12 protein-coding genes are annotated in these 12,055 nt (G+C 62.2%); 6 read left to right on the top strand and 6 right to left on the bottom strand.

The features are described 5' to 3' along the window. Positions 1 to 66 precede the first annotated feature (66 nt). The 4 genes from OPC11_RS03135 to OPC11_RS03120 form a co-directional block, all read right to left on the bottom strand. Positions 67 to 2,556 (bottom strand): Ig-like domain-containing protein, encoded by a 2,490-nt coding sequence (locus OPC11_RS03135; protein WP_264780982.1) that lies wholly within the window; start codon positions 2,554 to 2,556, stop codon positions 67 to 69. Positions 2,557 to 2,600: 44 nt separating this feature from the next. After that, positions 2,601 to 3,182 carry a DUF2150 family protein gene (locus tag OPC11_RS03130; protein WP_007977838.1) on the bottom strand — a complete coding sequence of 194 codons (582 nt, stop codon included), beginning with the start codon at positions 3,180 to 3,182 and terminating at the stop codon, positions 2,601 to 2,603. Between the two features lie 207 nt (positions 3,183 to 3,389). Beyond that, positions 3,390 to 4,238 carry a TatD family hydrolase gene (locus OPC11_RS03125; RefSeq protein ID WP_264780981.1) on the bottom strand — a complete coding sequence of 283 codons (849 nt, stop codon included), beginning with the start codon at positions 4,236 to 4,238 and terminating at the stop codon, positions 3,390 to 3,392. A gap of 58 nt (positions 4,239 to 4,296) precedes the next feature. Continuing rightward, positions 4,297 to 4,779 (bottom strand): NYN domain-containing protein, encoded by a 483-nt coding sequence (locus OPC11_RS03120; protein WP_264780980.1) that lies wholly within the window; start codon positions 4,777 to 4,779, stop codon positions 4,297 to 4,299. A gap of 214 nt (positions 4,780 to 4,993) precedes the next feature. On the opposite strand from OPC11_RS03120, the gene OPC11_RS03115 reads away from it, so the two are divergent. Further along, entirely contained in the window at positions 4,994 to 6,574 is a 1,581-nt protein-coding gene (locus OPC11_RS03115; RefSeq protein WP_007977833.1) for a S8 family peptidase, read from the top strand. Between the two features lie 176 nt (positions 6,575 to 6,750). Continuing rightward, entirely contained in the window at positions 6,751 to 8,442 is a 1,692-nt protein-coding gene (locus OPC11_RS03110) for a Na+/H+ antiporter (protein WP_264780979.1), read from the top strand. Positions 8,443 to 8,476: 34 nt separating this feature from the next. Here OPC11_RS03110 and OPC11_RS03105 read toward each other — a convergent pair whose 3' ends face one another. Further along, positions 8,477 to 9,235, bottom strand: coding sequence for a plastocyanin/azurin family copper-binding protein (locus OPC11_RS03105; protein ID WP_264780978.1), 759 nt, complete (start codon positions 9,233 to 9,235; stop codon positions 8,477 to 8,479). A 59-nt stretch (positions 9,236 to 9,294) separates the two neighbouring features. Between OPC11_RS03105 and OPC11_RS03100 the strand changes: the two genes are divergently transcribed. Continuing rightward, positions 9,295 to 9,582 (top strand): hypothetical protein, encoded by a 288-nt coding sequence (locus tag OPC11_RS03100; RefSeq protein ID WP_264780977.1) that lies wholly within the window; start codon positions 9,295 to 9,297, stop codon positions 9,580 to 9,582. Here OPC11_RS03100 and OPC11_RS03095 read toward each other — a convergent pair. Beyond that, positions 9,579 to 10,022, bottom strand: a complete 444-nt coding sequence (locus OPC11_RS03095; protein ID WP_018128771.1) for a hypothetical protein — start codon at positions 10,020 to 10,022, stop codon at positions 9,579 to 9,581. The genes OPC11_RS03100 and OPC11_RS03095 overlap by 4 nt on opposite strands. A 73-nt stretch (positions 10,023 to 10,095) precedes the next feature. Between OPC11_RS03095 and OPC11_RS03090 the strand changes: the two genes are divergently transcribed. From OPC11_RS03090 to gcvH, 3 genes are all read left to right on the top strand, one after another. Then, entirely contained in the window at positions 10,096 to 10,263 is a 168-nt protein-coding gene (locus OPC11_RS03090; RefSeq protein WP_175424197.1) for a hypothetical protein, read from the top strand. Positions 10,264 to 10,351: 88 nt separating this feature from the next. Beyond that, positions 10,352 to 11,449, top strand: coding sequence for a glycine cleavage system aminomethyltransferase GcvT (gcvT, locus tag OPC11_RS03085; RefSeq protein WP_264780976.1), 1,098 nt, complete (start codon positions 10,352 to 10,354; stop codon positions 11,447 to 11,449). Then, on the top strand, positions 11,446 to 11,829 hold the full coding sequence (gcvH, locus tag OPC11_RS03080; protein ID WP_007977826.1) for a glycine cleavage system protein GcvH: 384 nt from the start codon (positions 11,446 to 11,448) through the stop codon (positions 11,827 to 11,829). The genes gcvT and gcvH overlap by 4 nt, the downstream gene beginning before the upstream one ends. The last annotated feature ends 226 nt before the right edge of the window (positions 11,830 to 12,055 follow it).

The following is a 12,055-nucleotide window of genomic DNA, read 5'->3' as shown; positions in this document are numbered from 1 at the left end:
CATCAATCTTGCATAACATGGTATAAGGGTTTGTCGATAGAACTATCGACAGGCGTCGAAACCGAGTCAGTCGTCGGAAGATTCGACCGAGAGGTAGTCGATCCGGAGCCGCTCGTCCTGATTGCTGTTGCGGTCTTCGAAGACCAGATAGAGCGTCCCGTTGTCGTTTACGTACTCGACGACCGCTTGCGGGAGGTCGATTCTCCGTGTCGTCGTGCTCGACTCGGACAGCGTATAGCTTCCGCCGAGGGGGTCACCGTTCTCGTCCACGGGTGTCACGGAAACCTCGTGGCTCCCTCCTCCACTCGTCCGGTAATCGCCGAGAACGAGCGTGTGGTGATTCCGCGATTCGATACCCGAGACCGAAACGCCGATGCTCATCTCGAAACCGTCCGGATGTCGGTAGTATTCGCGGAGTGCGGCGACTTGGTTATCGTTCGAATCGACATCCAGGTTGCCAAACCCTTCGAGACCACCCTCGGGATTCGATGGCGGTATCGAGGGGTCCTCTCCGTATTCCAGCGCTCCGTCCCCGTCGTTGAATGCATCCGGGTACGCCGTCGTTTGCTCCCCGCCACCACCGCCGTTTCCACCGTCGTTCGCATCCAACGTGAACGATACGGGGTCGTGGTTCTCGAACGTCAGCGTGACGTCCACCGGTTCGTTCGCCATCTCGACCGGGGTGCCGTTGCGCTCGAACTGGTAGAGATAGAACGTCGCGGTCCCGTTGTTTCCGCCGATTATCGGGTTCTGCCGGAACGGCGGGCCCAGATTCTGCCCGTCGCTGTCGATGTCGATGGTCGTCGGGAGCGACACGCCGTTTCCGATGTCGCTCGCGCCGTCCCGCTGTGCGCTGACGTACAGTTCGCTCTCGTAGATTCCCGTCCCGTACGACGGGTCGCTCAGCGCGTCGATGGTGCTATCGTGCGGCTCGACGTGAACGTCCGTGAGTGTCGCGCCCTCCGGACGTTCGTTCGTGACGCTGAAGACGACGCCCGATTTCGGCCCGCTGTTCCGGTAGCCCCTCGTCGCCGCCGCGTCCCCGTTGTAGACGATTTCCGGCATCGCTCCGGACTGGACGACGTGAACGACGACCGAATCCGCGTCCCCGCCGCTCGCGGCGAGGAGTTTCACGTCCCCCGTGGAACTGTCGTCGATGGACACTTGGACCCGCCCGTCGTCGCCCGTCGTCGCTTCCTTCGAAGACGTGCTGACGACGCCCGTTCGGTTCAGGCCGAAATCCACGGTCGTGTCCGTCACGGGTTCGCCGCCGTAGGTGACGTTCGCCGTCAGGGTGTGCGTCGAAGTCGCGCTTCGGTCCAGCGTACACACCGTCGGATAGCCGTTCGCGTCGTGCGTGCAATCCAATCCGGCCGCATCGACCCACTCTACGTCGTAGGTGCCGCCGCCACCGCTTCCGGTGCCGCCGCTCGCCGTCTCGATACGGAACGAAACCCGCTCGCGCTCCGCGCCGTTGTCGTCGATGGAGAGCGTCACCGTTTCCGTTCCGGGTTCGCTCGCCTCGTACTCGAAGCGCACCCGACCCTGTTCGTTCGTCGTCTCGGTACGCCCCCCGTCGCTCGACGTTACCGTGACCCCACTCACGGGGTTGTTGTACCGGTCGCGCACCTCCGCGACGAGCGTCGTCGTTCCGTTGACCGTCTCCGTTTTCGGACTGACGTTGGTGATGTAGGTCGCGTTCGTTTCCGTCGTGTTCGACCCGACGCCGACCGCGGCCATCCGAAGGTCGTAGGTGACGTTCGTGCCGTTCTCTCGCCCCTTGAGCGTCACCGCGACCGTCCCGTCCGCCCCCGACCCGACGCTCTGTACGTATCGCTGGTCCGCGAGCAACCGCGTCCATTTCGCCACGCCGAGCGTCGTCGGAATCCGTATCACCGGGTCGTTACCGTCCGACTGCACCGAAATCGTCCGCGTCATCGTGGTCGATGGACTGAGCGCGTGCGGGTCGAGACTCACCGTGCCGGACTGGGTGCGAGAGAGGCTTCCGTTGACCGTGACGAGCGTTATCCGCGTGCCGTGGACGAGTTGCTGGTCGGTCAGCGTCGCGTTTCCGTCGCGACCCCGGTTGTAGACGACGGTGTTCTCGTACACCGTGTCGGGCGCGTTGGCGTACTGGTCGTAGTTCGGCGCGTAGACGAGCGCTCGCGTCGAAAACGAGTGGCCGCCGCCGTCGAAGTAATCGCGCGTCTCCGAATCGGTGGCGCTGAGGTGTTCGATGGTGGTGGACCCCAGTTTCGCGGTTCGAAGCGACCCCGACGCCGGTGGCGGATTGACGAAGAGAACGTGTCCGGGGTACTGCGTCCCGAGCGTTACCGATGTCGGCTGTCCCGTTCCGGTCGCACCCGTTCGAACGATGGCGTTGCGCACGTCCTGCATCTGGCCCTGCACCCGCTCGTTATGTCGGAATTCGACCGTCTGATTTTGGCTCGGGATGGCAGTCGCCTGATACAGCGACATGGCGACGACGAGCGTGGCGAACAGGAGAATCGTTCCGACCTGTACCGTCACGCCACGGTCGTCAGACCGGAACGTCATGGATGGGACAGATACGGGAAAAGGATAAAAAACCTGTTACTCGATTACTCGTCGTCTTCCTCGACGAGTTCCGGGTCGCTCATCGCGCTCTGAATGCTGTCCAGGCCGTTTGCCCACTCCGTAACGAGTCCGTACTCCATCTCTTCCATCACCGATATGTCGAGTTCGTCACCGGCGAAAATGCGCGTTCCACCCGCCGCGACGAGACCGAGCGCCGAGTCCAAATCTTCGGCCGATTCGGCTTTTTCGGCTTCGCGGATGTACTCCTCCACAGGTGCCTCCTCGGCGGGTCCGTGCGCGACGTACTCCTCCGCGGCGTAAAACACGCAGAGGAGACTCGTCTGGACGCCGTCGATGAGCATCGCTTTCTCTTCGTCCTCGAAATCGACCTCGCCGAGGACGGTCTCGCGGATGTCCGTGAGTTCCGAGAGGGCCGTCTCCTCGTCGATGTCCTCGTCGTCGTACGCGGTGACGATTTTGGCGACGGCGATAGCCACGTCGTCCTGCAGGTTGAGCAGGAGGCGCGCGGAATCCTCGTTTTCGGGATCGATGTCCTCGTCCCTGATTCTGTCCAGCCAGTTCTGCCAGCGTTCTTCGGAGTAGAACTCCTCTGGAGGAGCGCTCATACCTCTTCCGTGCGTAGCACGATTCATAAATCCTCCGAGGCGGCCTGAGGAGGGTGTGGGGGTTTGAAACGGCCGAAAAGCTGATATGAACGTGGCGGTGCGGCCGGTAGTGGCCTTCATACCCCATCGCTCGGCCGGAACGGGACGAAGCGCCAATTTCTATCCGTTCGACACAAATATCGGTGAAAGAGACGTTCGGAGGGAGTCTCAGTCCGAGAGCGTCGCTTCGGTGTCCAGCCCGTACACGAGTTCCGGCGTCGAGACGTGCGCGGTTCGTATCGCCTCGTCGTATCCCTGCTCTTGCATCCACGAGACGCGACGCGGCACCGTCTTGGGTCCCATCACAGCGCCGGGGCGGTCGGGGTCGTCGATGAAGTCCGTCTCCATCAGGAACGGCTCACCGCGCTCGACGGCGCGTTCGAGGCGGTCCTTGTCGCTCATCACGCTCGGCGTTACGCCCGCCAGTTCGCCGCCCGCGTAGTGTTTGACGACGCGTTCCGACGGCAATCCGACCGATTCCGCCCACTCACCCACCTCCGTCAGGTCGTCCGTCGCCTCGGTGTGCAGTTGAACGGCACAACCCGTTTCTGCACCCAGTTCCAGCGCGCGGCGGAGGACGGCGTTCGAGGCCGACCACACCTCGTCGGTCACGTCGTAGTGCGGCCGCCCCGATTTCAGGGCGACTGCCTTCCCGTCCGCGACGTATTCGGCCGCGACTTCGAGTCCGGCCTGCATCAGGTCGCGCGCACCCGCGGGCGAGAAATCCCGGTCGTCCACGAGCTTCGAGACCAATCCCGGATGAACGCCGAGGACGGGCCACGCACGCCCGCGGAGGATGTCGTTCGCGCGCTCCACGACGTCGACCGTCGTGTCGAAGACGGTTCGGAAATCGTCGCCCGATTCGGCTTCGACGCCGAGCAGCCACGACGGTTTGTTGACGACGAGCAGGTGCGTGCCGCCGCTCCGCGCGAAGTCTTTGACCGCTTCGAGGCCGCGTCCGTGGTCGGGGTCCAGATGAAGGTGGTCGTCGAGTACCGGCGTCCCGAGGTCGTTCATACGTCCCCCTTGGGTTCCACGGAAAAAACGCCCGTGGTTCGCCGCCGCGCTCGGTTCGTCATTCGGTCCCGTTCGCTTCCTCGTCTTCGATGACGAACGCCTCGTGGGCCGCGTTCTGGAGGGCGTCGGACCGTCCGTACTCGCCGGGCGCGATGGCGACCGTGCGCACGCCGTTTCGTGCCGCCTTTTCGAGAACGGGTTTGAAATCCGTGTCTCTGGACGCGATGGCGAGGACGTCAACGCGCTCGTCGAGCGCGAGTTCGGTCGCGTCGATGGCGAGTTTCACGTCGACGTCGCCGCTCGTGATGACGACTTCGAATCCGCGCGCTTCCGCCGCCTGAATCAGTCCCGGTGTCGCGTGCTCGTCTAGATAGAGACGAGTCGTCGCGAGTTGGCCAAGCTGCCGTCCGGCGGTCCGTACGTCGTCCAAATCGACATCGAAGTCGTCCCGGAGCACGTTCGGACCGTCGACGAAAAGGGCCACGGTTCGGTCGTGTGCGTCGTCGTCTTCCTCGTGGAGAGACCGCAAGCCGCCGCTCATGCTCCGAGCTAAACGATAGCGGGACATAGCGGTGGCGATTCGTTCGTCGTCCACTCCGTTTCCGGGGTTTTGTCGGTATTCCTATGTTGTATGAATCGTTACTATTTATTAGTTCTCGAGAATTTTGTATTCATTTATTACTTTAGGGATGCAGATTTCAGCATCCTAAATGAATAAAATTTAAATATGTGTGCGGACTTCGTTAACCTGCCGTATGGCAGACGACAACACATCGCGGTTTGACAGACGAACATTCCTCAAAGCAACTGGTGCGGTCGGTGCTGCAGCGGCCCTGAGTGGCGTTACGGCGGCGACGCCGGGTCGTAATCCGGGACCGAAAGAAGACGAAATCTTGGTCGGTGTTTCGGCGGGTCACGGTGACATCGAGCAGGCCGTCATGCAGAACGCACCGATGGACGTCAACGTCGTCCACAAGAACGAACACCTTCGCTACGTTGCGGTCGAGCTTCCGAGCGCGATGCCCGACTCCGCGCGACAGAGTTTCATCGACGCTATCGAGCAGCGCGAAGGAATCAAATACGCAGAGGAGAACTCGACGCACGAAGCGCTTCTCACGCCGGACGACCCCAAGTTCGGCCAGCAGTACGCGCCGCAGATGGTCAACTCCGACTCCGCGTGGGACACGACGCTCGGCAGTTCGGACGTCACCATCGCCGTCATCGACACCGGCGCACAGTACGACCACCCCGACCTGGCGGCGAACTACAAATCCAACCCGGGCAAGGACTTCGCCGACAGTGACAGCGACCCGTACCCGGACGTGCCGCAGGACGAGTACCACGCGACCCACGTTTCCGGCATCGCGGCCGGTGTCATCGACAACGGTACCGGCGTCGCCGGGCAGGGTAACTCCTCGCTCATCAACGGCCGTGCCCTCGACGAGGGCGGCAGCGGTTCCACGTCCGATATCGCGGACGCCATCCGCTGGGCCGCGGACCAGGGTGCCGACGTCATCAACATGTCCCTCGGTGGCGGTGGCTACACGAGCACGATGAAGAACGCGGTCACCTACGCGTCCAACAACGGCGTCTTCATCGCCTGTGCGGCGGGTAACGACGGCTCCGGCAGCGTCTCGTACCCGGCGGGCTACAGCGAGTGTCTCGCCGTCTCGGCCATCGACTCGAACGGCAACCTCGCTTCCTTCTCGCAGTACGGCAGCAAGGTCGAACTCTGCGCGCCCGGTGTGGACATCCTCTCGACGACCACCGAGACGCGCGGTTCCTACGAGAAGCTCTCCGGTACCTCGATGGCGACGCCCGTCGTCTCCGGTGTCGCCGGACTGACGCTCTCGCAGTGGGACCTCACCAACTCGGAACTCCGAAGCCACCTCAAGAACACGGCCGTCGATATGGGCCTGTCCTCGGACGAACAGGGCAGCGGCCGCGTCGATGCCTACAACGCCGTCACTACCCAGCCCGGTAGCGGCGGTGGCGGTGGTGGTGGCGGCGGCAGCGACTCCACGACCGATTCGGTCAGCGGGTCGCTCTCGGATTACTCCGACTACGACGACTACACGTGGTCGTGGGAGTACAGCAGCCCGAGCCAAATCGTCGTGGAACTCGACGGACCGAGCAGCGCCGACTTCGACCTCTACCTCAACACGGGGACGACGAGCGCCGCGAGCCCGAGCAGCTACGACTACTCGTCCACCACCACGAACAGTCAGGAAACGGTCACCATCGACAGCCCCGACACGTCGACGGATCTCCAAATCGACGTCGACTCCTACAGCGGGTCGGGTAGCTACACCGTGACCATCACGGAATACCAGTAATTCCCACTTTCAATTGGTCCCCTTCTCTCGTGTGCACCTCGGACCGCGAGTGACGGCGTTCATCGACGATCATCCCCGAGTGACGACGCTCACCACCGGTCAGAACGAAGCCCTATGTAACTTCTCCCCGCGATTACACCACGCGGTTTATCCCTCGCTACGACAAATTCTCGCCCATGGTCGCGCCGACTGGAATCACCGCCGGACTCATCAATCTCCTCGAAGTCTTCATCATCGCAGCGAGCGTGGGTATCTTCGTCGCCAAGGTCGGACGGTTTCCGTACACCATCGCCCTCCTCCTCGCCGGACTCGCCGTTTCGATACTCGGTATCAACATCGACATCACACTGACACACGACCTCATTCTCCTCGTACTCTTGCCGCCGCTTCTGTTCGAAGGCGCGGCGACGACCGACCTCGACAGCTTTCGTGAAAATCTCGTTCCGGTGCTCGTTCTCGCCGTCCCCGGACTCATCGTCTCGATTCTGGTTCTCGGCGTGCTGGGCCACTACGCGTTCGGCTATCCGCTCTTACTCGCCACGCTGTTCGCCGCGATGATCCTCCCGACCGACCCCGTATCGGTGCTCGCGCTCTTCGAAGAACTCGGCGCGCCCGAACGACTGTCGGTGTTGGTCGAGGGCGAAAGCCTCCTCAACGACGGCGTGGGCGTCGTCGTCTTCTCCGCGCTGTTCGCGTTGATCAGCCAGACGCCCCCGAACACGGACCTCTCGGAACTCATCTCGCCGGAGGTCATCGCCGAGACGGGACTCGAAATCGTCGTCGCCAGTCTCGGTGGGCTCCTCGTCGGCCTCGCCGCGGGGTACCTCATCTACCGCGTCATGGTCAATCTGGACGAGCACATGACCGAAATCGTCCTCACGCTCATCCTCGCCTACGGCAGTTTCCTCCTCGCGGAACACTACTTCCACGTCAGCGGCGTCATCGCAACCGTCACCGCGGGACTGCTCACCGGCAACCGCGGCGCGGAGTACGCAATGAGCCCCCAGACGAAGATTTCGGTGTTCAACACGTGGGACACCGCCGCGTTCCTCGTCAACACGCTCATCTTCGTCCTCATCGGTGCGAAGACGCCTATCCACCAGATGGTGGACAACTGGCAACTCATCGCCATCGCCATCGTCCTCGCCATCTTCGTCCGCGCGCTCACAGTCTACCCGTTCACCGCCGCCGTCAACCGGTTCAGTCGGCGCGACATCCCGTTCTCCTACCAGCACGTGATGGTCTGGGGCGGTCTGCACGCCTCCATTCCCATCGCGCTGGTGCTCGGACTTCCGGGCGACTTCCCGAACATCTCGGAACTCCGGTCGATGGTGTTCGGCGTCGCAGCGTTCAGCCTCGTCGTCCAAGGGCTGACGATGAGCAACCTCCTCGACAGCCTCGATATCGTCACGCGAACCGAAACCGAGGAACTGTACGAACTCCTCCTCGGGCGCGCTCGTGCCGTCGATTCAGCGCTCGACGCCGCCGAACGCCTCCACGACCGCGGCGACCTCCCCACGGACGTGTACGAGGACTTCCGCGGCGAGTACAGACACGAAAAGGAAGACCTGAACACGGCCATCTCCCGCCTGCTTCGGGAGAACCCCGAACTCCGACGCGAGGAACTCCTCGTCGGCGAACGCCGCGTCCTCAAACAGGAAAAGAGCGCCATCATGGACGCCACCCACTCCGGCGTCATTAGCGACGACATCGGCGAACGACTCCTCGAAGAGGTGGACCTCAAACTCGACCGCGTTGACACCGGTCGGAGCACCGTTCGCGACGACCCCGAGAACGAGGCCTACGAGGAGTTCTGGCGCGCCCGCGTCGCCGAGTACGGCCTCGATTTCTCCCCCAGCGACGACTAGCGCGACGGGTGAGATCGAGCTGAACGCCGAAACCCTACTCCGTGATGTATATTCTCCCGACCATTCCCGCGCTCTCGTACGGTGCGCTGTGGAATTTGTAGAACCCCGGAACGTCGAAGGTGTGGCTGTACTCGTACCCCTCGTCGTAGAGACTGCTCGGCCCACCGGGCGTTCCCCGCCAGTTCGCGCCGTCGGGTTGCTCGTCAACGACGAGATTGTTGCCGTCCGATTTCCAGACGAAGGTGACTTCCGTTCCGACGGGGACGGCGAGCGGACGGTCCGTGCCGGGCGCGAATTCGAGGTTCCCGTCGGGACCGACTTCGACCGGAAGGTCGGCTTTCGTCGCGTGGTTTTCCGGCGGTTTCGCGTCGTCGTCCTTCGATTCGGCGACCGTAACCGACCCGGTCGCCCCCGCCGCCTTGTGCGGGGCGCAGTAGTACTCGTACCTGCCGAGTACGTCGAAGGTGTGGGCGTAGCGATAACCGTCATCGTACACCTTCGATATTTTGCCGGGCGTCCCCTGCCAGTTCCCGCCCTCGGGTTGGTCGTCCACGTAGATGTTGTGGGTGTCGGAGTCCCACACCCACTCCACCGTCGTTCCGGGGAGTATCGTGACGTCTCGGGGTTCGAACCCGAGGTTTCCGTTCCTGCCGACGGTCACGGTGACGTCCGCCTCGGAATCGTCGTCGTTCGAATCGGGTTGACCGAGCGCGAGATAGCCACTGAAAGACGCCCCGAGGGCCAACGCGCCGGTCGCCTTCAACATCGTCCGTCTGTCGTGATTGGTGGTCATGCGAAAGTACAGGACTACCAACAATTACGTGGCAAAAAATACCGGTATCCTATTCCCAGTTGTTGAAAATCGAACACCACTTCCTTCTTCCCGGCGGTCCGAACGTTCAAGTAGCGAAACGGGACCACTTCTGGCTGGCCGACAACGTGAATCCACCAGTCGGCTCGCTACCCATGAATTGCCAGAACTGTGGTCACTCCGATTCGTTCGTGTTGCTTCTCGACCTCGCCATCCGTGTCTCGGACGCGGAGACGACGCCGCTCGACTGGTCGTTTTGTCTCCAGTGCCCCGCGTGTGAGAGCACCGACGTCGATGGCGACCCGTCGAAACTGTTCGCCCGGCTTTAGGACTCAACGGTGTCGTCGTAAACCGCATCGTTGGCGGTCGTCGTCGCGTCCGTCCACGTCACCAGTGTCGTCCCCGTATCCGCGGCGATGTCGGCTAGCCGTCTCTCAAGCGCGCCGACGCGAACCGCGTGCAAGCAATCCACGAGATGTGGATGCTGTCGAAGCCAGAGACCGTCGAACCCGTCGTCACGGAGCACCTCCGCTACGTAGTCGATGGCATCCAGCAGGGTTCGCGTGCCGAATCGCTGTCTCGTTCGACCGTCCGTGGTGGGCGTTGTGACGTAGAGCGGGAGATACGGACAGTCGCCGCGATACGTTGCGACGAATCCGGCATCGAACGTCACGACGGTATCGGGCGGTTCGAGCGGTGATTCCCATCCCCGGACGAGGATACTCTTCGCGTCCCGCTCGTGTATCTCGCGGATTCGCTCTTGTGTCATTATCGTCATATGTGACTATATAGTCGAAATAGCTAAGAATCCATAACGGTACCGATTGTTTTGGGGGGAGTAGATGACGTCCGAACAGATACTCGGGACGACGACCGTGACGCAACGTTGGCGAATCAGCCTCATCAAGGCCGTTCGAGAGGAGTTCGAGGAAGCGGGCGAGGAGGTAAAGGAAGGCGACCGACTCGTCTTCAAGAAGCGGGACGGCCAAATCGTCGTCGAACCGGCGTGAGAACGTCACCGAGTGCGGTCCTGAATCGCCCCCGGCAGGCGCGGGGGAGAAAACAAAGCATTACTTACTACGCTTCGAGGGTTCGGGTATGCCCCTTCGGAAACCGCCGTTGCGCGACCGACACGACGAGCGGGGCGCGACGTTCACCGAGTTCGGCGGCTGGGATATGCCCGTCGAGTTCGATTCGATAAAGCAAGAACACGAGAGCGTCCGGCACTCCGTCGGCATCTTCGACGTCTCCCACATGGGGGAAATAGAGGTCAGCGGACCCGATGCCGAGCGCCTCATGCAACGACTGACGACGAACGACGTGACCCAATTGTCTCCCGGCGACTCCCAGTACGCGATGATCACCGACGAGGACGGCGTCATCATCGACGACACCGTTGTCTACCGACTTTCGGAGGACGACGACGCGGAGTTCCTGTTCATCCCGAACGCCGGTCACGACGAGATGATGCACGACCGCTGGAAGCGATTCCGTAGCGAGTGGGATATGGACGCGGAAATCCGCAACGCGACGGACGACTACGCGATGTACGCGGTCCAAGGCCCGGACGCCGCCGACGCCGTGAACGAGGCCGCGGACGAGTCGGTCGCCGACCTCTCGAAGTTCGAAGCGATGTACGCGAGCGTCGCGGGCGTTCGGTGTTGGGTCGCCCGCACCGGTTACACGGGTGAAGACGGATTCGAACTCATCCTGCCGTCGGACGAGGCGGAAACCGTTTGGGACGCGTTCGACTGCCAGCCCTGTGGACTCGGCGCGCGCGACACCCTTCGGACCGAGATGGGCTATCTCCTGTCGGGACAGGATTTCGACTACGAGGACGACCCGCGGAACCCCTACGAGGCCAAAGTCGGTTTCACGGTGAAACTCGATACAGAGTTCGTGGGCCGTGATGCGCTCGAACAGGCGAAAGAGGAGGGCGTCGAGGAGACGTTCGTCGGTTTCCGACTCGTGGACAGGGGCGTCCCCCGACACGGTTACGACATCACGAGCACCGAAGACACCATCATCGGGACGGTCACGAGCGGAACCATGAGTCCGACGCTTAGCGAACCCATCGGATTGGGGTACGTTCCGACGGACTACGCCGACCCCGGAACCGTCATCCGCGTGATGGTGCGCGGGCAGTCGAAAAAGGCAAAGATTGAGAGCACACCGTTTCTGAAAGACAAACAATGAGCTTCGAAGTACCAGAAGACCGGAACTATCTTGAATCGCACGAATGGGTGGCAGTGAACGACGGAACCGGAAAAATCGGCATCACCGACTTCGCGCAGGACGAACTGGGCGACGTGGTGTTCGTCGAACTCCCGTCGGAGGGCGACGAACTCGAACAGGAAGGCAACCTCGGCGTCGTCGAGAGCATCAAAGCGGTTTCCGACCTCTACTCGCCCGTCTCGGGCACCGTCACGGCCGTCAACGACGAGTTGGAGAATACGCCGGAACTCGTCAACGACGACCCGTTCGGCGACGGATGGATGCTCGAAGTCGAACTCGACGACGAGAGCGAACTCGACGACCTGCTCTCCGCGGACGAGTACCGCGAGCAGATCGAATAGCGTTTCGGCGGCAGCCGTTTCGATGTTTTTCTTCTGCACTACCTCACGACGAGAGCGGAGCGACCGCCGACGGTAATTCGGGCGCCGCCGACGGAGAATCGGGGCGACCGCCGTCGGCGGAACCCGAATAACTAACCGGGAAGGATACCAAGTAGTTTGCGTTTCCGTGCATACTTTTCCGCCTCTCGTCGCGGCGACGCCACAAATATGTACACGAATGTGCAAC

It is taken from the genome of Haladaptatus sp. T7, assembly GCF_026008575.1.
Classification (GTDB): Archaea; Halobacteriota; Halobacteria; order Halobacteriales; family Haladaptataceae; genus Haladaptatus; species Haladaptatus paucihalophilus.
This window is presented reverse-complemented; position numbering and strand designations above follow the sequence as displayed.